Here is a 21,675-nt window from a genome sequence, read left to right as displayed (position 1 = left end):
AGGTTCGGGCGAGGAGCGGTCACAGTGCAGCGCTGGCGTGGCTTGGAGGACATCCCCCAGGACTGGGGGCGCAGCGTCGTCACCATCGGCTCCTACGACGGGGTCCACCGCGGACACCAGCTGATCATCGGGCGGGCGGTGGAGCGGGCTCGTGAGCTCGGCATCCCCTCGGTCGTCGTCACCTTCGACCCGCACCCCTCCGAGGTCGTCCGCCCCGGCAGCCATCCGCCGCTGCTGGCGCCGCACCACCGGCGCGCCGAGCTGATGGCCGAACTGGGCGTCGACGCGGTGCTCATCCTGCCGTTCACCGCCGAGTTCTCGAAGCTGTCGCCCGCCGACTTCATCGTGAAGGTCCTGGTCGACAAGTTGCACGCGCGCGTGGTCATCGAGGGCCCCAACTTCCGCTTCGGCCACAAGGCGGCGGGTGACGTCGCCTTCCTCGCGGAGCTGGGCGCGACGTACGACTACGAGGTCGAGGTCGTCGACCTGTACGTCACCGGGGAGGCGGGCGGCGGCGAGCCGTTCTCGTCCACCCTGACGCGGCGGCTGGTCGCCGAGGGCGACGTCGAGGGCGCCGCCGAGATCCTGGGCCGCCCGCACCGGGTCGAGGGCGTGGTGGTGCGGGGCGCGCAGCGCGGCCGCGAGCTGGGCTACCCGACGGCGAACGTCGAGACGCTCCCGCACACGGCGATCCCGGCGGACGGGGTCTACGCCGGGTGGCTGACGGCGGCGGGGGAGCGCATGCCGGCGGCCATCTCGGTCGGCACGAACCCGCAGTTCGACGGCACGGAGCGGACGGTCGAGGCGTACGCGATCGACCGCGTGGGCCTGGACCTGTACGGGCTGCACGTGGCGGTCGACTTCCTCGCGTACGTGCGCGGCCAGCAGAAGTTCGAGTCGATCGACGCGCTGCTGGAGGCGATCGCGGACGACGTGAAGCGCTGCCGCGAACTCACCTCCGGCCGGTAGGCCCCCCTTCGGGGGCGGTGCGCCTCGGCTCCCGTGGCGGGCGCCACGCTCCCCGTTGTGGGCAGTCGTGCCGCAGGGCGGCATGGGTGGGCACAACGGGAGGGTGCCCTTGCCCCGTGCCCCGTGCCCCGTGCCCCGTGCCCCGTGCCCCGTGGCCCGTGGCCCGTGGCCCGTGGGGCGGTGTCTGCGGGTGGGTGGGGGCGGGGCCCCTCCGGGCTCGACTCCTCGGGGCCGGCGGCCTTGGGTACGACGCATGGGAACCCTTCCATCGCCTCCCCCAAGCTCTCGGCTTCGCTCGAGCAGGGGGGACCCCCAGCCCCTGCGGGGCCGACCCTGCACGGCCCCACCCGGGCTCGGATGCCGACTGCGGGTCGCCACTGGTTGTGGGCAGTCATTCCGCTGGGCGGAACGTCCGCAGACGAACGGGGGCCCGGGGCGCAGCCCCGGTTTCGGGAAGGGGCGGGGTGGGGACTACTCGCGGTCTGCCCAGTGGCACGCCGCGCCCCGGCCGTGGCCGGCCAGCACCGGCAGATCCTCCGTGCGGCACCGGGCCGCTACCCCCACCCGTTCCGCCTCGCCCGACGCCAGCACCTGGCACCGCGCGTGGAAGCGGCAACCGGCCGGCACGCGGGACGGGTCCGGGGGTTCGCCCGACAGGACGACCGGGGCCGTGGGCGACTCCGGAAGGACGGAGAGCAGCGCTTGGGTGTACGGGTGCCGCGGCGCCGAGAGGACTTCCTCCACCGTGCCCGTCTCCACGATCCGCCCCAGGTACATCACCGCCACCCGGTCGGCGATGTTCCAGGCGAGGCCCAGGTCGTGCGTCACGACCAGTGCGGACAGGCCCAGTTCGTCGCGCAGGCGCAGCAGCAGCGCCAGAATCTCGCCGCGTACCGACGCGTCGAGGGACGCGACCGGCTCGTCCGCGACGATGAGTTCGGGCTCCAGGACCAGCGCCCCGGCGATGACCACGCGCTGGCGCTGCCCGCCCGACAGCTCGTGCGGGTAGCGCAGGAAGAAGCGCTCCGGCGGCCGTAGCCCGGCGCGAGAGAGGGCCGAGGCGACCGCGGCGCGCTCGTCGCCCTCGTACGCGTGGATCCGCAGGCCCTCGGCGACCGCGTCGTACACCGTGTGCCGGGGGTTGAGCGAGCCGCTCGGGTCCTGGAGCACCAGCTGCACGCGCCGCCGGTAGGCCTTCAGGTCACGGGAGGCGTACGAGAGCGGCGTGCCGCCGAAGGTGACGGAGCCCGAGGCCGGCCGCACCAGGCCCAGCAGCGAGCGCGCCAGGGTCGTCTTGCCGCAGCCGGACTCGCCGACCAGGGCGACGATCTCGCCGGCCCCGACGTCCAGGTCGACCCCGTCCACTGCGCGGGCCGGGGGGCCGCCGCGCCGCCCCGGGAAGGTGACGTGCAGGCCCGTGGCGGACAGCAGGGGGGTCATGGGCGGCTCCCGGTGGTCAGGACGCAGGCCGAGCGGTGGCCGGGTGCCGCCTCGGCGAGCGGCGGGTCCTCGGACGCGCACACCTCCAGCGCGACCGGGCAGCGCGGGTGGAACGTACAGCCGGACGGCAGCGCGGCCGGGTCCGGCGGGTCGCCGGGCAGGCCGCGCGGGGCGCGCCGGGAGGCCGGGTCGCCGATGCGCGGGAAGGCGGCCGACAGGGCCCGCCCGTACGGGTGCTGGGCAGCGTCGTACACGGCCCGTGCCGGGCCCTCCTCGACGATCCGCCCCGCGTACATCACCGCCAGCCGGTCGCACGTGTCGGCCAGCACGGCCAGGTCATGGCTGATCATCACCAGAGCGATGTTCTGCTCGCTGACCAACTGCTCGATCAGCCGCAGGATCTGCGCCTGGATCATCACGTCGAGCGCGGTGGTCGGCTCATCGGCGACGATCAGCCGCGGGTCGCAGGCCAGCGCCATCGCGATCATCACGCGCTGGCGCTGCCCGCCGGACAGCTCGTGCGGGTAGGCGTCGGCGCGGGCGGTCGGCAGACCCACGTGTTCGAGGAGTTCACCCACCCGCCTGCGGGCCGCGGGCGGGGTGGCCTGCCGGTGTACGAGGAGGGGTTCGGCGATCTGGTCGCCGATCCGGTGCACGGCGTTGAGCGAGTGCATCGCCCCCTGGAACACGATCGACGCCCCGGCCCACCGGACCGCGCGGAGCCGGCCCCACTTCATGGTCAGGACGTCCTCGCCGTCCAGCAGGATCTGCCCGCTCAGGCGGGCGGACGCGGGCAGAAGGCGCAGGAGGGCGAGGGCGAGGGTGGATTTGCCGCAGCCGGACTCTCCCGCGATGCCGAGCTTCCGGCCTGCTTCCACGGTGAGGTCGACGCCGCGCACGGCGGCCGTGTCGGTCCCGTAGGTGACGCTCAGGTTCCTGATGTCGAGGAGGTTCAACGGCCCGCTCCGAGTCGTGGGTTGAGCACCGACTCGATCGCCCGCCCGCAGAGTGTGAAGGCGAGCGCGACGACCGCGATGGCGATGCCGGGCGGCGCCAGGTACCACCAGTGGCCGGAGGAGACCGCGCCGGCCTCGCGGGCGTCCTGGAGCATGCCGCCCCAGGAGACGACCGTCGGATCGCCGAGGCCGAGGAAGGCGAGGGTCGCCTCGGTGAGGATCGCGGTGGAGATGCACAGGGTGGTCTGCGACAGCACCAGCGGCATCACATTGGGCAGGACATGGCGGCTCATGATGTGCCCGTGCCCGCCGCCGAGCGCCGTGGCACGCTCGATGTAGGGGCGGGACTCGACCGCGATGGTCTGGGCGCGGACCAGGCGCGCCGTGGTGGGCCAGCTGGTGATGCCGATCGCCAGGATCACCGTCCACATCGACCGCGACATCACCGTGGCCAGCACGATCGCCAGTACCAGCGACGGCATCACCAGGAACCAGTCGGTGATCCGCATGACGATCGTGGAGAACCAGCCGCCGTAGTGGCCCGCGAGGATGCCCACGAGTGTGCCGATGGCGACGGAGAGCGCCGCCGCGAGCAGCCCGACGGCGAGCGAGACGCGGGCGCCCCAGACCAGCAGCCCGAGCAGCGAGCGCCCGAACTGGTCGGTGCCCAGCGGGAATCGGGCGCTCGGCGACTCCAGCGCCGTACCGGGCGCGTTGGTCACGCTCTGCACGTCACCGCCGACGAGCAGCGGCGCGCCGAGCGCGACCAGGGCGATCAGGGCGAGGGCACCGAGCCCGTACAGCCCCGCCCGGTGCGTACGGAACCGGCGCCAGAAACGCGCCACCGAGTCCCGGCGGCGGCGCCACAGCAGCGATCTCGTCGTCATCGGCCCACCCGGGGATCGAGGAGCGGATACAGCAGGTCGGCGAGGAGGTTCATCAGGATCATCGCGCCCGCGAAGACGACGAACAGGCCCTGGACGAGCGGGAGATCGGGGACGGACAGCGCCTGGTAGAACAGCCCGCCGAGCCCCGGCCAGGAGAACACCGTCTCGACCAGGATCGAACCGGCCGCCACATGGCCGAGGTTGATGAAGATCATGGTGATGGTGGGCAGCAGCGCGTTGGGCACGGCGTGCCTGCGGCGTACGAGATCGTCCCGCAGCCCCTTCGCCCGCGCGGTCGTCAGGTAGTCGCCGCCCATCTCGTCCAGCAGCGAGGCGCGCATCACCAGCAGCGTCTGCGCGTACCCGACGGCGACCAGCGTGAGGACGGGCAGCACCATGTGGTGGGCCACGTCGATCACGTACGCCAGTCCCGTCTCGTCACCCGACTCCATGCCGCCGGTCGGGAACATGCCGGGGACCGGGCCGATGCCGACCGAGAAGACGATGATGAGCAGCAGTCCGAGCCAGAACGACGGCACGGACCACAGGGTCAGCGCGATGCCGGTGTTGAGCCTGTCGCCGAGGCCGCCGTGGCGCCAGGCCGAGCGGGTGCCGAGCCACAGCCCGAGCGCCGAGTAGATGACGACGGCGACACCGGTGAGGAGGAGGGTCGCCGGAAGCTTCTGGGCGACCAGTTCGCCGACCGGCGCGCGGAACTGGTACGACATGCCCAGATCACCGGTCAGCGCCTTGGCGCAGTAGTCCGTGAACTGCTGCCACAGCGGCAGGTCGAGCCCGAACTGACGCCGCAGGGTGGCAAGTTGCTCGGCGGACGTCGGTACGCCCTGTGTCATGGCCTTGACGGGGTCGCCGGGGATGATCCGGAAGAGGAAAAAGCTGGTGACGAGCACGGCGAACAGGGACACGGCCGCGCCGCCCAGCTTGCCCGCCAGGTAGCGCGGATACGCGGTCGCCGTGCCGGAGCGCTCAACGACCGCTCCGGCACTCGCGCTTGCTGTGGTCATCGCCTACTCGCGGTCGTCGGCGGTCGAGCGGCGGCGTACGGCGAATGCGATGCCGGCCGCGAGGAGGAGGGCCGCGGCCGAGCCGGCGCCGATCAGCAGGCCCGCCGACGAGCCGGAGTCCTGGTCGTCACCGGACGCGGCCGGCTGCGCGGACCACCAGCTCCAGTAGCCGTCCTGGCCCCACAGGTTGCCGGCGGCCTGCGGCATGGTCGTGATGGACCTGATGTGGTCGGTGCGGTACGCCTCGACCGCGTTGGGGTACGCCATGACATTCATGTACCCGGTGTCGTACAACCGCGATTGCAGCTGCTTGACGAGTTGGGCGCGCTTGGCGGGGTCGTACTCGACCGCCTGCTTGGCGTACAGCTCGTCGTACCGCTTGTCGCAGATGAAGTTGTCCGTCGCGCCGGTGTCCTTGGGGGTGGCCGGAAGGGCCGCGCAGGTGTGGATGGACAGGACGTAATCGGGGTCCGGGTTGACCGACCAGCCGTCGAAGGCCAGGTCGTAGTCGCCCTTGAGCCAGGGGTCGGAGACGTTGTCGAGGCACTCGACCTTCAGTCCGATGCCGAGCTTGCCCCACCACTCCTGGAGGTACTTGCCGACCGCCTTGTCGTTGGGGTCGGTGGCGTGGCACAGGATGCGGAAGTCCAGCGGCCTGCCGTCCTTGCCGACGCGCTTGCCACCGCTGTTTTTCCGGTATCCGGCCTCGTCCAGCATCCGTTCGGCCCTCGCGGGGTCGTGGGCGAGCTTTTGCGCCCCCTGCGGCTTCCAGAAGTACGACGCGAAGCGCGGCGGGATGTAGCCCTCGCCCTCAACGGCGTGGCCCTGGAAGACCTTGTCGACGATCGTCTTGCGGTCGACGGCGAGGAAGAGCGCCTTGCGCACCGCCGGGTCGAGCAGCGCGGGGTGCCCGTTGCCGAACTTCTTGCCGTCCTTGGAGCGTGCCCCCGGGTTGGTGGCGAGGGCGTAGAAACGGCGGCCGGGCGCGTCATTGACCTTGATGTCCTCGGCGGACTTGAGGGACGCGGCCTGGGCGGGGGTCAGGTTCGGTACGAAGGACACCTCACCCTTGCGGAGGGCGGCGACCGCCGCGTCACCGTCCTTGTAGTACCTGAGCACCAGCTCGTCGAACTTCGGCGCCCCGCGCCAGAAGGTCTTGTTCGGCTTGAGCCTCACATACTGGTCGACCCTGTAGTCGGTGATGATGAACGGGCCGTTGCCGACGATCGGGAACTGCTTGTCGTTGTTGAACTTGGAGAAGTCCCCGACCGTCTCCCAGATGTGCTTGGGCACGATCGGCACGTCGAGCGCCGTCATGGTCGCCTGCGGCTTCTTCAGCTTGATGACCAGCGTCCGGGGGTCGGGCGCGGTGACCTTCTCGAAGTTGGCGGTGTAGCTGCCGTTGGCGGTGGCGGCGTTGTCGTCCGTCATCATCTTGTTGAAGGTCCAGGCGGCGTCCTCGGCCGTGGCCTTCTTGCCGTCGGACCAGGTGGAGTTCGTACGGATGGTGTACGTCCACGTCAGCTTGTCCGGGGACGCCTTCCACGCGGTGGCGAGGCCGGGGATGGGACGGGCGTCCTTGACGTCGTAGTTCGTCAGGTACTCGTAGGTGAGCCGGTGGATGCTGGTGGAGACCAGCCGCTGCGCGAGGAAGGGGCTCAGGGAGTCCACGCTCTGCGAGACGGCGACGGTGAGGACGGCCTTGTCACCCTCGTCCGCCTGTGCCGGGTGGCCGGCGGTCAGGGAGGTGGCAGCGATACCTGAGGCGATGGCTGAGGCGAGAAGCAGGCGGAGGGAGCGGTGTGGAGCCATGGTGACCATGAGGTTGACCTCGCGTCGATCTTGGGGCGCCAGCTGGTGAAGCGAAGGTTTATCAGCGGTGGCGGGCCCCGTCAACGATGCGTCAAACCCGTTGTGTGCTGCGGGAATACGCCGAAGGCCCGCACCGTGGTGGCGGTGCGGGCCCTCATTGGTCCAGTCCTCTGTCGCGTTACTGCTGAGAGGCCGGCGGTGCCTGCGGAGGCTGCTGCTGAGGCCAGCCGGGGGGCGGGGCGGGGGCCTGCGGATCGGGCCGGCCGGGCTGCGGGGGCTGTGCGGGCTGGCCGGGGTACGGGGGCTGTGCGGGCTGGCCGGGCTGTGCCGCGGGGGGCATGGGCTGGCCGGGCGGTGCGGGCTGTGCTGGCTGTGCCGGTTGCGGGGACTGGCCCGGCTGTAGGGGCTGGCCGGGCTGCTGCTGGTGCCACCCCTGCGGCGGTACGCCGGGCTGGCCGGGGGCTGCCTGCGGCGGGTACGGCTGGCCCGGCACGGGCTGCTGAGGAACATGCGGGTGCTGGGGCTGCTGCGGGTACGGCGCCGGGGCCTGCTGGGGCGGGTACGGCTGCTGACCCGGCATCGGCTGCTGACCGGGCATCGGCTGGCCAGGCACCGGCTGCTGGCCCGGCATATGCTGGCCCGGCACCGGGGGCGCCATCTGCGGCGGCATGCCGCCGTGCCCGTCGCCGGTCCACAGCCCCTGCGCCTGCTGCGCCCGTACGAAGTCCTCGGCCACCATCGCGGAGAGGTTGAAGTACGCCTCGCGCGTCTTGGGCCGCATCATGTCGAGGTCCACCTCGGCGCCCGCCGCCAGGTGCTCGTCGAACGGCACCACCACGACCCCGCGGCAGCGGGTCTCGAAGTGCTGCACGATGTCCTCGACCTTGATCATCTTGCCCGTCTCGCGGACACCCGAGATCACCGTGATCGAGCGCTGCACCAGCTGGGCGTACCCGTGGGCCGACAGCCAGTCGAGCGTCGTGGACGCACTGGACGCACCGTCCACGGACGGCGTGGAGATGATGATGAGCTGGTCGGCGAGGTCCAGCACACCGCGCATGGCGCTGTAGAGGAGACCGGTGCCGGAGTCGGTGAGGATGATCGGGTACTGCTTGCCCAGGACGTCGATCGCCCGCCGGTAGTCCTCGTCGTTGAACGTGGTCGAGACGGCCGGGTCCACGTCGTTGGCGATGATCTCCAGACCGGAGGGCGCCTGCGAGGTGAAGCGGCGGATGTCCATGTACGAGTTGAGGTACGGGATCGCCTGGACGAGGTCACGGATGGTGGCGCCGGTCTCGCGGCGCACGCGGCGGCCGAGCGTACCGGCGTCCGGGTTGGCGTCGATCGCCAGGATCTTGTCCTGCCGCTCGGTGGCCAGGGTGGCGCCCAGGGCGGTGGTCGTCGTGGTCTTGCCGACGCCGCCCTTGAGGGAGATGACCGCGATGCGGTAACAGGACAGCACCGGCGTACGGATCAGCTCCAGCTTGCGCTGCCGCTCGGCCTCCTCCTTCTTGCCGCCGAGCTTGAAGCGGGCGGCGGGGGAGGGGTTCCGGCTGGACTTGGCCTTCTGCTTGTTGTTGCGCAGGAGGCGGTCGGAGGACAGCTCGACGGCCGCCGTGTAACCGAGCGGCGCGCCCGGCACGGAACGCTCACGCTGGTCGTGCGTGACCGACGTGGGCCACGCACCGCCGACGCGCGGATCGACGGGCGGCTGGGGCTGCTGGGGGTGCGGGGGCTGCGGGTGGGGCGGCTGCTGCGGCTGGGACTGCTGCGGGAAGCCGTACCCGCCGGGCTGGGGGCCCGGCTGGGGCTGCGGCTGCGGCTGCTGTGGAGGCTGCAGCTGCGCCGGCTGGCCGGGGTGCGGGAAGCCGTACCCGCCCTGCGGCTGACCGGGCTGGGGCTGGGGGAAGCCGTACCCGCCCTGCGGCGCGGGTGCCTGCGGCGGCAGCGCGCCACCGGGGCCGGGCTGGGTTTGGGGGTGCGGGAACCCGTATCCGCCGTGCTGGGGGCCCGGCTGGGGCTGCGGCTGCGGCTGCTGTGGAGGCTGCTGCTGCGCGGGCTGGCCGGGGTGCGGGAAGCCGTACCCGCCCTGTGGCGCGGAGTTCGGGTCCGCCGCCTGCGGAGGCAGCGGCGCGCCCTGCGCGGGCCACGCGGGCGCGGGCGGAGCCGACTGCTCCGGTGCCGGACCAGGGGCGGACCACTGCGACGCCGCCGGCGGCGTGGCCGGCTGGAACGCGGGCGGCAACGGGGGCAAGCCCGCCCCCGGCGCCGGCCCCCAGGGCTGAGCCGCCCCGCCCGTGGACGCGGCGTCCTGGGGCGTGGCGTCCTGCGGCGTGCCGTCCTGGGGCGCCGCGTCAGCCACCGCGTCCGCGTCGGCAGCCGCGCCCACCGACTCGGGCGACTCGTCCTGCGTAACGGAGGCGGTGTCGCCGTCCGTTCGCGCTTCGGCGCCCTCGGGCCCCTCGGACCCGTCCCCGGCGGCGGCATCCCCGTCGACGGCCGACGCACCGGAATCCACGTCGTCGGCCTGGGCACCCTCGACGGACTGCTGGGCGGTCTCGGCGGGGGCAGCGCCGTTGGCCTCGTCGCCTCCCTCGGACTCCCCGGCCGGAGTCTCGGAAGCCTCCGCGGACTTCGCCGCCTCCCGCTGCGCGACCTCCGCCATCTCACGCTTCAGCGCGGCGGGAGAGAACCGCATGGTGGCCCCGCTCTCCACGTCACCGCCCCCGAAGGGCTGCGACGCGTCGGGACCGTCACCGGCCGCGCTCCCGCTGAGCGGCGCGGGCGCTTCGGGCGGCGCGGGCGCGACCGGCTGGGCAGGAGCGGGTGCAGGGGCGGGCGCGGGTACGGGCGGCACCGGAGCGTTGTCGGCGACCGGCTGCGCGGGCACCACCGGCGGCCCCTGCGGAGGCGGAGGCATGTGCTGACCGGTGTTGCCCGACGTGTCGGCCGACGTGTCGGCCGACGCGTTCTGCGTGTACCAGGCAGGCGGGGTGTAGTCGATGGTGAACTCACCCGTCAGCTCGGCGGGCTCCGCGTCGGACTCGTCGACGGGAATGTTCCAGTTCCCGTGGATGTCGTCCCGATCGCCGTTCACTTTGCCTCCTGGTGTGGTCGAGCACCCTTGTGCCGTCATGGGTGGGGCCACCGTTTGTTCCGATCGGCCCGGCTCTGCCCCGTAAGGGCGCGGCGAACACGCCCGCGGGTTTTGCCGTGCCCTCCACCCACCCTAATCGCCAACACCGCCGGTCCGGCAGGCCCGCCTGTGGTCGTCGGCTGTCCCGTACGTCACGCCCTGCCCTGAGGTGACACAGGTGCGGCGGAGCGTGAAAACTCCGGCTGTGCAATTCCGTACAAGTCGGCACGAAGAAGGGTGCGATGTGGGCCCGGAGGGTGCTGCCCAACAATCCGGACACGACCCGGCAGTGCCATGACCGGGGCTCGAAGGCGGACCCCAAGGCCCGCTGGACCGCACGGTGTCAGCGCTCGGGCAGCGCTCCGGACACCTCAGCGCAGGTCGAACTCGCCGTCACGCGCCCCGAGCACGAACGCCCGCCACTCCGCTTCCGTGTACCGCAGAACGGTGTCCGGATCCAGGGAGGAGCGCATCGCGACGGCTCCACCCGGGAGATACGCGATCTCGACACGCTCCTCGTCGGCGCTGGTGCCAGGGGCGCCGTGCCACTCGACATCGGAAATGTCGAGCGCGTACAGCTCGTCCTTCTCCTGTGCGCTCCCCATGACGGTTCCCTTCGATCGCAGCTCGATGTACGGGCGTGGGCCAAACGCCCCGTGGCGCCGCGTAGTTGTACGTCGCTCGGCGTCACCACAGCATCCTAGGCCAGCTCAGCCCCGGTACGTGGGGCACTTCGGCCGAGCTGTACGCCCTTGGGGCGCGCGCGCCCGCGCCTCCGCGGCGTACGCCAGGCCACCCGTGGGAGTGATACGCGGGAGAGGTCAGTCCATCCGTCGGGGCATGCCCAGCAGACCCGACTCCGCGTCCGTGGCACTCGTCATCACCCACTGCCGCTCACGCCCGGCACACCACAGCGTGACACCGTCCGCCAGCGTCGGCAGTGCCTCCGTCTCGACGTGCGACAGCCCCAGGATCCGGCCGATCTGCTGCGCCTCCTGAGGCGACACGCGCTGGACACCCACCAGCGTCGACGTCCGCATCAACCGGGGCGCCACCGGGCTCAGATAGGGCAGCAGCGTCAGTACCGACTGCCATGGCGACGACACCACGCGGCCACGGGGCGGCCGCATGCCGCAGTCCCGTACCACGACGACCGGGCTGCCCACGGTCGCCCCCATGGGCGGTACGCGGCCCACGTCGTGCAGGGTGACGCACTCCAGGCCGGCGCCGGCGGACTGCGCGAGCACACTCCACTCCTGCGCGCGCCCCGTCTCCACCGCGACCCGCGCCCCGGTGGCCGCCGCACGCAGCGCCAGCACCTGAGCCGTCCACAGGCCGCCGATCAGGAGCACGTCGTACGGCGTCGAGCGGTGAAAGCCCACCAGCTGCGGACGGCCCTCCGCGTCCTCGCCGATCACCACGCCGTCGTCCCCGACCGGCAGCGACAGGGCACCCAGATCGTCCGTGATCACGGTATGGCCCGCGTGGCCGGGACCGAACAGGCCGCGCAGGCCCCCTGCGGCGGTGAGCGGAGCCATCAGCGCGCACCCCCCAGCGGCAGTGTCGCCAGCACACCGGGCAATTGCTCACGGTCCAGTCGCACCAGGCCGACCTTGGCCGACCGGGCGGCCTGCTCCAACGCGTGCCGCACGCCGACGAGTTCGGTGTCGGAGCCACCGGTGATCCGTATGTGACTGAGCAGGTTCATGGCTCCTTGATGCGTTCCGCGCCGCAGTGTGAAGCTGACGGTGGTCGCGTACGCGGGGACCGAGGTGAGCAGGGAGACCAGCTTGGGGAGGGGAGACGCCGCTCGTCCCAATTCCGGCCAGCGGCCGACGGCGTACGTGGTGTGCCAGCGGTCGTCACACCGCCAGACCCGTGAGGTCTCGGTGGTACGTCGCTGCGGCGTCGCCCCTGACCGCGGTGCTCGGGCGGCCAGCCGCGGACTCGCGCACGCCGCGGTCGCCACGGTGGAGTTCAGCTCCTCCTGGTCCAGGACCACGGCCTGGAAACCGGCCCCGGTCATACGGCTGGCGATATGGTCGGCCATCCGTACCAGACAGCGCTGCGCACCCTCGATCCCTCCGCCGCGTGCCGCGATGGCTTCGGGGCACAGCTCCGGATCGAGCTTCACCGCCACCCACGTCATGCGCAGCGCGGGCGCTGCGGACCGCTCCTGGAGCGGGGCGTACGAGAGCCGGGCCACGGCCTGCTGGGGCAGATGCGGCGCGGGGGCCGGTCGCACCTGCTGGACCAACTGCACCGACTCCAGGACGATGTCGTCCACCGCCAGGGCGCCGCCCAACAACGACAGCGGCAGCGCGCGGGCGCCGGACGCGGGGCGCAGCGCGGAGCCGCTGGCCTCGATCCGTACCACCGCCGTCAGAAAGGTGCCGTCGCCGAGCATTCCGACGGTGCGGCGGTTGCGGTCGACGCAGGGGAAGGGCCGGAAGCCCGGCAGGCTCTCCGTCACGGCGGCCAGCGACGGGTCAACGTCCGGAGCCGAAGCGGTCGAGTTGCGCTTGCGCGCACGGAGCGCGAGCGCCGTGGAAAGCCAGTCCTGCAACGCCTGCCCCCGGCGGCGAACGACGGCGAGGACCAGCAGCACGCAGGCCACGGCGCACGCCGGGACCACCCAGAGGCCCCCGAGGACGAGACCGACCGCGGCCAGCGCCAACGCCACCTCCACGGCCACCAATTGCCGTAGTTGGAAGGGGCCGATGTGGCTGGTACGCGACAGCGGACGCAGGGTCGTCGTTGCGGGCGGTCCCTGTACCTGGGGTGTCACACGGGCGTTACCGCGTTGCCGCCGGGAAGTGTCAGAGGCTCCTTCGGATCTACGCCCATTTCGCGCGCGCGTCGCCGTACCCATCGCCGCGTTGCCCCCTCGAGTCCGCAATCACCAAATATCCATGGGCGTTGATCGGGCGATCACCCTACCTGAGCGGAGGGAAGCGGGCGCCGGCAGGCATAGTAGGGGCGGCGCGACCACAGGGCGTTGTGAGGCGTGTGGGAACCTGGTCGCTCAGAGGGGATGAGGGGCAGCGGACAAATGGCATCACGACGGGACGAACTCAACGCCTACACCTTCGCAAAGCGGAGACTGATCGCGCAGTTCGTGCAGCCGAATGCCACCGGCTCGGAGGAGGGTGCGCCTCGCCCTCTGCGCGCGGTGGTGCCCGGAGCCATCGTGGGGGTGGTGGTTCTCGCGGTCTTCGCGGCCTGGGGCATGTTCAAGCCGGTAGCGCCGCAGAAGTGGGACACGCCTGGCGAGAACGTCATCATCGCCAGCAAATCCACCACCCGGTATGTGGTTCTGAAGACCGGCGGCAAGACGCAGCTCCACCCGGTTCTCAACATGTCGTCGGCGAAACTCCTGCTGAACCCCGACAAGGGCAAAGTGATCAATGTCGACGAGTCGGTGCTCGACAGCGGCAAGATTCCGCACGGCGCGACTCTCGGTATCCCCTACGCCCCCGACCGGCTGCCCGACCCCAAGGAAGCCGGCTCCACCAAGCGGTGGGCGGTCTGCGAGCGCCCGGGGGAGGGTGGCCGCGCCATCCAGAAGGCCGCGTTCGTCCTCGCCGAGCGCGAGGAGGACAAGACCGAGGGCGCCAACCGCCTGCGTGGCGGAGAGCTCCTTTACGTCGAGGGTCCGGACAAGACCCGTTACGTGATCGACGCCGAGGGCACGGCGTACCCGGTGGAGAAGGACGAACTGCTCCTGCGCCAGCTCGTCGGCCAGGGCCGCGCCGCGCAGCGGGTGTCCGCCGGCTGGCTGGACACCCTCCACGAGGGCGACACCATCTCCTTCCCCACCATCCCCGGCGAGGTCGGGGCGCCCGCCAACGTGCCGGGACTCCTGGAACCCTCGGACAACAAGGTGGGCATGGTCCTCACCGCGACGGACGGGACCAGGAAGCAGCAGTACGTCGTGCTGCGGGGCCGGGTCGCCCCCGTGTCCGACTTCACGGCGAAACTCCTGCTCAACAGCCGGGAGCTGATCGGGCTCGGGCAAGCCGGCCAGGCGACGTCCGTCAGCGCCGGAGCCTTCGAGCCGGGCGAGGCCTTCGGGCAGGACAAGAAGTGGCCCCGGTCCGCGCCGAAGCCCGTCAACGACGCCGGCACCGCGGAGGGAAGCCGCAACACCGTGTGCAACGTCCTGCGCGAGGTCGACGGGGACAACGGGTCCACGACGCTCAGTACGTGGGCGGGCAGGGACTTCCCCGCCCCCCTGCCGACCGGGTCGAGCAGCGCCTACGTCAGCCCGGGATCAGGGCAGCTGTTCCGCCAGTTCAAGGGATCCACGACGGACACCGGGTTCCTCTTCCTGGTCACCGACACCGGACTGCGCTACGCCATGCAGTCCAACGGCGACAGCGCCACGGACGACTCCGGAATCGGCTCCTCCGGCTCCAAGGAGGAGAAGCGGGCACGGCAGCAGGAGGCGCAGCAGGCCCAGAACCGGCTCGGCTACAAGGACGTCGATCCGCAGCCCATCCCCGCCGCCTGGTCCACCTTCCTGCCGACCGGGCCGCGCCTGTCGACCGGTGCGGCGCGCCAGCCGCAGGGCTCCTGAGGGCCGGACGAAATGAACCACACCTACCGACGCCTGCTCACCACCACGGCCGTCACCGCCCTCACCCTCGTCACCCTCTCCGCGACGCCCGCCGCCGCGGACGGAAGCACCCAGTGCACCTTCCCGGGCAAGCCGTACGAAGGCCGCCCCTGGTCGCTGCAACGGGTCCTGCTGGACGAGCTCTGGAAGCAGTCCACCGGCAAGGGTGTGCGGGTCGCGGTCATCGACACCGGTGTCGACATCAAGAACCCGCAGTTGACCAGAGCGGTGGACACCGAGAGCGGCGTGAACCTGCTCCCCAAGGACATCAAGGACGACAGCGGCAACAAGATCGAGCGCGGCAAGGAGAACGGCACCACGGACACCGTGGGCCACGGCACCAAGGTCGCCGGCATCATCGCCGCCCGCCCCGCCAAGGGCACCGGTTTCGTGGGCCTGGCCCCCGACGCCACGATCATTCCCATCCAGCAGAACGACGCGGAGGGACACGGCACCGCCGAGACCCTCGCGACAGCCATCAGGCACGCGATCGACGAAGAAGCCGACGTCATCAACATCTCGCAGGACACGGCCAACGCCGTGGAGCCCGCGCCCGCGCTGAAGCAGGCCGTGAACGAGGCCCTGGCGGCGGAGATCGTGGTCGTGGCCTCGGCGGGCAACGACGGGCTGGGCGGCAACGTCAAGGAGACCTACCCCGCCTCGTTCGACGGCGTCCTCGCCGTGGCCTCCTCCGACCGCAACAACGAGCGAGCGCCCTTCTCCCAGTCGGGCGAATTCGTCGGTATCGCGGCGCCGGGCGTGGACATGGTCTCCACCGTGCCCGGGGGAGGCCACTGCGCCGACAACGGCACCAGCTTCTCCGCTCCGTACGTCGCCGGCATCGCGGCCCTCATCAAGAGCAAGCACAAGAACTGGACGCAGGAGCAGATCGTCGCCCAGATCCAGCAGACCGCCGAGCGGTCGGTGGCCGGGCACGACCGCCTCGTGGGCTGGGGCGTCGTCGACCCCGTCCGCGCCCTGACCGAGGACGACAAACCCATCGAAGCGCCGGTCCCCCACGAGGGCCTCAGCCGCGCCGAGGCCCCCACCCCGGCCGAACTCCACCTCGGCGAAACCCCGGACGAGCGCAACGCCCGCCTCGCGACGTACGTGGTGATGGGCGCCGGAGTCCTGGCGGCGGTGATCACCGGCACCGCAGTCGCCCTGCGCGACTCCCGCCGCCGCGCAAGACGGCTCGCGCGCTCGCAACCGTAGGACAGGGAAATGACGTGACAGGTAAGGCGCTTGGGACTGTCATGGCCAGTGACTAAAGTGACTGCGACACTGCGTGTCGGCTAAAGCAAACGGGGAGGACTGAGCATCGTGCTCGAGGTAGTGGGTTACGGGGGCGGCTATGGCGAGTGACCTCGAGCGCGGAGTGGGCGCCCTGAGGCGGTTCCAGCAGCGTGTGAACACGCTGCTGACCGAGTTGGAGAACGGGGCGGCGGGCAAGACCAAGGTGTCGGCCCAGACGATCTCTCCCGCGTCGCTGACCAACGGAGGATCCAAGGAGTTCCCGGAGGCGCACGCGCTGTACACGCAGTACCACCGCGTCCATCAGTCGCTCGTCTCGCTGTCTCAGTCCCTCGGTGATCAGATTGAGATGCTCACCATCGCTGTGCACGCTGCCGACGTCGGCTTCGACAACGTGGACGAGGACGTGAGGCGCCGGTTCGCGGAGATCAAGGCGCGTGTCGACCAGCGGCATGCGGCCGAGGAAGCGCGCGAGAAGCCGACCGACAAACCGCAGGCGCCGAGCTCCCATGACCACTCTTCAGACGGCGGGGTATACCGATGACCGAGAACGCGCCGGAGGCGAGCCCCAACAAACAGCACGAGCAGGACCTGGCGCGCGTGCACGTGCAGCTCGGGGTGACCGACCTGACCAGGAAGGTCACGTCGGCCATGAGCAGCTTTTTCGGGGACTCCAAGGGACCCGGGATTTACGCGAGCAGCAACTTCGAACACAAAGAGCTCAACGAGCTGATCGGCCTCGTCGAGAACACCAACCCGGCGGACCTGGAAAACGCGGGAACGGCCCTGTGGAACGCCCGCGACGCGCTCAAGGACGCCGCGCGAGAGCTGCAGTCCTACGTCGACAAGGTGGACTGGCAGGGAGAGTCGGGCGAGGAGTTCCGGTCGTTCGGCCGGGAACTCGCCAAACACGCACGGGACCTCGCCACGTTCGCTGACGTGGCCGGCACCCAGATCACCGTGGCCGGCACCGGTCTTGCCTCCGTGAAGATGCCACCGCGCGACGACCGGGCGGTCAAGCGGAAGCCCGAGACCATCCCGCCGGAGGAGCGTGCCGCCAACAAGGCGGAGTACGACAAGGCGGTGCAGGTCGAGAAGGACCGCCAGGAAGCCATCAACCAGATGTACAAACTGGCGTCGTACTACGCGGTGTCGGAGCAGTCCTTGGCGGCGGCGGAACCGCCGAAGTTCAACCGCACGTTGAAGGCGGACGTGCCGGCGCCGTCGGCGAGCTATCGGCCACCGCAAGGCGAGGCTTCCTCGGGCGCGGTACCGGTGGAGAGATCGGCCCGGGCATTCGCTCCGGAGTCCGTTGTCGCCTCCCATGGGACGGACGGTTCGGCTCGCAACGAATCCATCGGCACCGTGGCCCCGACTCCGCAACCGAGCACGTCTGTGAAGATCGACAGCGTCACACTCCAGCCCCCGCCGACCACCACGCCCCCCGCCCCCACGCCGGTCCCGTCCCCCACCGGGCCGGCTCCGACTCCGACTGCTCCTGTGCCGCCCGTAACCGGTTTGCCTCCTGTCCGGGAAGCGGCGTCGCGTGCCCTGGGAAAGCCTGGTGCACCACGAACGACTGGCCCGAGTGGATCCCCCCCGGTAGGCCGTGCGGATACGTCACGAACCAGCCCTGCCACGGGGCGTCCAGGTGGCCAGGGTGGCCAGCCTCCGATGGGCCGCGCGGGTGCGACGGGCCCCGTCACAACGGGCACGGGCCCAGTCGCAGGCCGCACCAGTGGCGCGTCGCCCCTTGCCGGCCGGGCCGACGCCGGAAGGTCCACAGGAACGTCGCGTGCGGGCCGGGTGGACGGCATCTTTGGTGGCAAGCCGCAGCGTCATACAGGCCAGACGTCCGGCCCCCGGGTCCCGCAGGGGAAGGTCATCGGTTCGGACGCGACGACGGCGGGCCACACCTCGGGGAGCCGGGTCGGTCAGCGGGGCGTCATCGGGGCGAACCCGGCGGAGACCGATTCCCGTCCCGGCGCCCGGGTCACCGCTGGGTCGAACGGAGTGGTGGGGATGCCTCGTGCCAGCGTGACCGGTTCCCGTCCCGGCGCTGGTGGCTTCACACAGGGAGGCTCTGGTTTCGTAAACGGATCGAAGGGGCGTGACACACCCGAGAACGAGGAGCAGGAGCGCGCGGATTCGTCGCGTCCTGACTACCTGACGGAAGAAAAAGAGACCTGGGAAGCACGGCGCCGCAACGCTGTTCCTCCCGTGATCGACTAGGTACAGGGAAGGTTCGGAAGCCGGGATGGCGTCAGTAGTGGGCCAAGCGTGGAAGCGCAGGGGGTCTCCTGCCGTGCGACGAGGGGGTGTCGGCTCGGTGGTAGCGGCCTGTATCTCGTCTATGGGCCTGTGGGGCATGACGCCGGTAGCAGTCGCTGATGACATGCGACCGAAGCAGTGGTACCTGGATGCGATGCACGCCGATGAACTGTGGAAGGTGACCACAGGCGAAGGCATCAAGGTTGTTGTCATTGACAGCGGCGTGAACCCTTCCATTCCTTCCCTTAAGGGTCGGATTCTCAAGGGCCTTGACACCACGGAGACCGAGGGCGAGGAAACAGACGACTACAGCGGCCACGGGACCACCATGGCGGAGTTGATCGCCGGCGCGGGACACGGCAAGGGCCTGCAAGGACTGGCACCGGGGGTGAAAATCGTCCCGATGCGTGTTTCCAACGCGGACTACCAGAAGAACCGCCGTGTGAACGGGCAGGACGTCGCGGAGGCGATCAGAGCTGCAGCGGACAGCGACGCCCAGATCATCAGCATGTCGATGGGCAGCGACTACTCGAGCATGGAAGAGCGGGCAGCCGTCAAGTACGCCCATAAGAAGGGCAAACTGTTCTTTGCGGCTGCCGGCAACAATGCCGAACAAGGCAACAAGCCGCAGTACCCTGCGGCGTATGATGATGTAGTAGGTGTTGCCTCCGCCGACAACAAGGGCACGGTTTCCCACTACTCCCAGCACGGCGACAACGTGGACCTTGCTGCCCCGGGTGACGACATTCCCGGTTGGTGCGACGAGACATTCGCGAAGTACTGCGGTGGCGACGGAGGAACGAGTTCGGCTACCGCCATCGCCTCCGCGTCCGCTGCGCTCATCTGGTCTGCGCACCCTGATTGGACCGCCAACCAGGTTCTTCGCACGATGATTGACACAGCTGGCCGGGACTGGGCGAAGGGCACCCGGAGTGTCTACCTCGGCCACGGTCTCATCCGCCCCGGCCAGATCATTCTGGACAAGAAGGGCGACCCTGGCGCACCCGACGTCAGCCCGCTCACCAACGAGAAGACGGGGGGCGACATCCCTGCCAACGGAACCCCCACCTCCTCTGCACCAGCTTCGTCACAAGCCCCCCAGGGCAAGCCCGACTCCGGCGCCATCGTGGCAGGCTCCAGCTCGAAGTCCATGGACCACAGCGGCCTGCCCGGATGGGTATTGGGCGCCATCGCCGCCGCGGTGGTGATCGGTGGTGGAGCCTTCGCTGCCGTACGGAAGCGTCGCAGCGCCTGACCAAACGGCCCGGCTCCCAAAGCCCGTTCAGACCTCCACCTCTCACCACTTGGTGAATCACAACTCAGCAAGCCACCACAGTAGTTCAGAAGGGAAACGCAACCGTGTCACAGGGCCAGCGGCTTTCAGACCAGCAGGTAATCCAGCTCGAGAAGCACCTCTTCGAGAAGTTCAACTCGATCAAGGGCCAGCTCCAGCAGATTCAGGGCACGATCGACAGCCTTGAGGGCCAGTGGAAGGGTATCGGCGCCGGAGCCTTCAACACGAAGCAGCAGGAAATCAACACCTCAATGGTGCGTCTCGGCAACATCCTGGCGAAGTTCCTCGAGGCGATGAGCACCTCAAGGAAGATCAAGGACGGCACGGAGGATGACGTCCGTGCCGCTGTGCAGAGCATCAACGTCGACCTCGGTGCCGGCACCAGTGCCGCTGCTCCGCAGTCGAGCATCAGCAGGCTTTAGAGCCACTGGGCGCACTCGATCCCGGCAAGCGAAAAGCCGAATGACAACGACAGGTGAGATGAGGAAATCATGGGCATGAACTCGGGAGACGAGCTCGTCGTCAAGTACGACGGCCTCGACATGGCGGCGACCACACTCGGTAACCAGGCCAAGAAGCTGGAGGAGGACCTGCGGGACATCAAGACGGCCATGGCCAGCGTTGCCGCCGGCTGGGAGGGCGAGGCGCACACTGCCTATGTCCAGGAACAGGCGAAGTGGGACAAGGAGGCTGCCGACATCCACCAGGCCCTCATGCAGATCGGCCAAGTCGTTGCGAGGGCAGGCGGCGACTACATGGGTGGCGACAAGAAGGCCGCCAGCTACTTCGCCTAGGCACCGAAAGCCGTACGAAGGAGTTCGGGGGTGGGCACGCGCGAGGGGTGCCCACCCTTTCTCTCATGCTCGGCACTTTCGCGAAGGCCAAGGCTGGCGGTCCAACTTCCCACGCCGGGTTCCGTACACCGCTGGGCCGGATCAGGGCCTGGCGGGGAGGGCGGCGACGGAGCCGGCGTGCGCGACGAAGACGCGATTGCCGTCTCCCGAGTACGTGTACGAGCCGAAGTCCTTTTCCGAGTACGTGAAGATGTGTTGGCCGGAGCGGCATCGGCGGCGAGTAGAGGGAAGTCGTCCACTTCTGCTTTCCGTCCGTCACACGGAGGGCGGCCAGTCCGCCGGCCGCCGAGCCGAAGACCACCACGTCCCGGACCGCCAGCGGAGCCGGTGTCCTGACGTCTGCCGCGTCCGTCAGCCCGCAAGGGATTGATTTCTTCCTCGGGCGCGAGCACGGCTGCTGTGGGCCGTTTCGCGGCTGTGGGGATCGCTGGCCCAGAGCGTCGCATGGGTGTTGCTCGTCTGCTCCGCAGCGCAGATGGACCAGCCTTGGTGGACGCCGCCATCCCACCCAGCACGAGCGTTCGGGCCGTGCGTGCCGCGCAGAGGCTAGGGAACGGGAACGTGTCTCAGGCGCGATGGCATTCATCGCCCTTCTGCACCGAACCCGTATAGGCGACGATGAGTTTTCTCATCGCTTCCTTGTCCTTGTACTCGGCCCCGTGGGTCTCCACTACGGTGAACATATCGCCCGTGAACTTTGGATTTCTGCATCCGTCGACCCTGCCGACGGCACCGGTGGCTGAGTACAGGTACGTGCCGCTTGATTCGTACTTGGTCAAGTCCACTCGCTCGTGATCGAGTGCCACCTCTGACAGTCTCTCGTTCTTCTCTCTCCACTCCATGCTAGCCGTCACCGCCGGTTCGTCGTCGACGGTGATCTCGCAGCGCTTGACCCCTCCGACGGGGTCTTCCTCATTTGCTGATACGGCCGAGCCCGGTGGTAGGAAGGGAGACAGCAGATCAGCCGCTACCGGGACGCCGCACAGCGAGGACGGAACCGTGTATTCCCTTGCTTCTCCTCCCTGTTCCTGTGAGCATCCGGTCAGGATGCCGGTCGCCACGAATGCGGCGATCGCAACGGGGGCGGCTCTCAAGAAGCGTGTACTGCGCATTGGCAACGTGTCTTTCACCGAGGTCTCCTGAATCACATCGAAAAAAC

General features: G+C 70.0%; 18 protein-coding genes. 8 read left to right on the top strand and 10 right to left on the bottom strand.

Going from position 1 to position 21,675, the window contains the following annotated elements:
• The first annotated feature begins 24 nt into the window (after window positions 1-24).
• Window positions 25-969 (top strand): bifunctional riboflavin kinase/FAD synthetase, encoded by a 945-nt coding sequence (locus QWM81_RS26060; RefSeq protein ID WP_290114809.1) that lies wholly within the window; start codon window positions 25-27, stop codon window positions 967-969.
• A gap of 471 nt (window positions 970-1,440) precedes the next feature.
• On the opposite strand, the gene QWM81_RS26055 is transcribed toward QWM81_RS26060, so the two are convergent.
• The 9 genes from QWM81_RS26055 to eccE form a co-directional block, all read right to left on the bottom strand.
• The gene (locus QWM81_RS26055) at window positions 1,441-2,409 is read right to left on the bottom strand and encodes an ABC transporter ATP-binding protein (protein ID WP_290114807.1); all 969 of its coding nucleotides are present in this window, start codon (window positions 2,407-2,409) and stop codon (window positions 1,441-1,443) included.
• The gene (locus tag QWM81_RS26050) at window positions 2,406-3,365 is read right to left on the bottom strand and encodes an ABC transporter ATP-binding protein (protein WP_290114806.1); all 960 of its coding nucleotides are present in this window, start codon (window positions 3,363-3,365) and stop codon (window positions 2,406-2,408) included. Before QWM81_RS26050 ends, QWM81_RS26055 begins: the two co-directional genes overlap by 4 nt.
• Window positions 3,362-4,252 (bottom strand): ABC transporter permease, encoded by an 891-nt coding sequence (locus QWM81_RS26045; RefSeq protein ID WP_290114805.1) that lies wholly within the window; start codon window positions 4,250-4,252, stop codon window positions 3,362-3,364. Before QWM81_RS26045 ends, QWM81_RS26050 begins: the two co-directional genes overlap by 4 nt.
• A complete protein-coding gene (locus QWM81_RS26040) occupies window positions 4,249-5,277 on the bottom strand; it encodes an ABC transporter permease (RefSeq protein ID WP_290114804.1) in 1,029 nt (342 codons plus the stop codon). Before QWM81_RS26040 ends, QWM81_RS26045 begins: the two co-directional genes overlap by 4 nt.
• Before the next feature lie 3 nt (window positions 5,278-5,280).
• The gene (locus QWM81_RS26035; RefSeq protein ID WP_290114802.1) at window positions 5,281-7,098 is read right to left on the bottom strand and encodes an ABC transporter substrate-binding protein; all 1,818 of its coding nucleotides are present in this window, start codon (window positions 7,096-7,098) and stop codon (window positions 5,281-5,283) included.
• Between the two features lie 169 nt (window positions 7,099-7,267).
• Window positions 7,268-10,186: an SCO5717 family growth-regulating ATPase gene (locus QWM81_RS26030; RefSeq protein WP_290114801.1), complete on the bottom strand. Its 2,919-nt coding sequence runs from the start codon at window positions 10,184-10,186 to the stop codon at window positions 7,268-7,270.
• 410 nt (window positions 10,187-10,596) lie between these two features.
• Entirely contained in the window at window positions 10,597-10,830 is a 234-nt protein-coding gene (locus QWM81_RS26025) for a DUF397 domain-containing protein (protein ID WP_290114800.1), read from the bottom strand.
• A gap of 216 nt (window positions 10,831-11,046) precedes the next feature.
• The gene (locus QWM81_RS26020) at window positions 11,047-11,763 is read right to left on the bottom strand and encodes a hypothetical protein (protein WP_290114799.1); all 717 of its coding nucleotides are present in this window, start codon (window positions 11,761-11,763) and stop codon (window positions 11,047-11,049) included.
• On the bottom strand, window positions 11,763-13,097 hold the full coding sequence (eccE, locus tag QWM81_RS26015; protein WP_290114797.1) for a type VII secretion protein EccE: 1,335 nt from the start codon (window positions 13,095-13,097) through the stop codon (window positions 11,763-11,765). Before eccE ends, QWM81_RS26020 begins: the two co-directional genes overlap by 1 nt.
• Before the next feature lie 180 nt (window positions 13,098-13,277).
• Here eccE and eccB point away from each other — a divergent pair, with 180 nt between their 5' ends.
• The 7 genes from eccB to QWM81_RS25980 all read left to right on the top strand — a co-directional run bounded on the left by eccB (window position 13,278) and on the right by QWM81_RS25980 (window position 20,456).
• On the top strand, window positions 13,278-14,804 hold the full coding sequence (gene eccB / locus QWM81_RS26010; RefSeq protein WP_290114795.1) for a type VII secretion protein EccB: 1,527 nt from the start codon (window positions 13,278-13,280) through the stop codon (window positions 14,802-14,804).
• 12 nt (window positions 14,805-14,816) lie between these two features.
• Window positions 14,817-16,058 (top strand): type VII secretion-associated serine protease mycosin, encoded by a 1,242-nt coding sequence (gene mycP / locus QWM81_RS26005; RefSeq protein WP_290114793.1) that lies wholly within the window; start codon window positions 14,817-14,819, stop codon window positions 16,056-16,058.
• 139 nt (window positions 16,059-16,197) lie between these two features.
• Window positions 16,198-16,641 carry a DUF2563 family protein gene (locus QWM81_RS26000; protein WP_290114792.1) on the top strand — a complete coding sequence of 148 codons (444 nt, stop codon included), beginning with the start codon at window positions 16,198-16,200 and terminating at the stop codon, window positions 16,639-16,641.
• Window positions 16,638-18,329: a hypothetical protein gene (locus tag QWM81_RS25995; RefSeq protein WP_290114790.1), complete on the top strand. Its 1,692-nt coding sequence runs from the start codon at window positions 16,638-16,640 to the stop codon at window positions 18,327-18,329. Before QWM81_RS26000 ends, QWM81_RS25995 begins: the two co-directional genes overlap by 4 nt.
• A 163-nt stretch (window positions 18,330-18,492) precedes the next feature.
• The gene (locus QWM81_RS25990; protein ID WP_353938348.1) at window positions 18,493-19,623 is read left to right on the top strand and encodes a S8 family serine peptidase; all 1,131 of its coding nucleotides are present in this window, start codon (window positions 18,493-18,495) and stop codon (window positions 19,621-19,623) included.
• A gap of 104 nt (window positions 19,624-19,727) precedes the next feature.
• The gene (locus QWM81_RS25985; protein ID WP_290114787.1) at window positions 19,728-20,084 is read left to right on the top strand and encodes a WXG100 family type VII secretion target; all 357 of its coding nucleotides are present in this window, start codon (window positions 19,728-19,730) and stop codon (window positions 20,082-20,084) included.
• 69 nt (window positions 20,085-20,153) lie between these two features.
• Window positions 20,154-20,456: a WXG100 family type VII secretion target gene (locus QWM81_RS25980; protein ID WP_290114786.1), complete on the top strand. Its 303-nt coding sequence runs from the start codon at window positions 20,154-20,156 to the stop codon at window positions 20,454-20,456.
• Between the two features lie 626 nt (window positions 20,457-21,082).
• Here the strand turns inward: QWM81_RS25980 and QWM81_RS25975 are convergent.
• Window positions 21,083-21,646, bottom strand: a complete 564-nt coding sequence (locus tag QWM81_RS25975; protein WP_290114785.1) for a hypothetical protein — start codon at window positions 21,644-21,646, stop codon at window positions 21,083-21,085.
• Window positions 21,647-21,675 lie beyond the last annotated feature (29 nt).

The organism is Streptomyces ficellus, from assembly GCF_030406405.1.
Taxonomy (GTDB): Bacteria; Actinomycetota; Actinomycetes; order Streptomycetales; family Streptomycetaceae; genus Streptomyces; species Streptomyces ficellus_B.
Note: the sequence above shows the minus strand (reverse complement) of the source record. Positions and strands in the feature narration are given on the sequence as shown.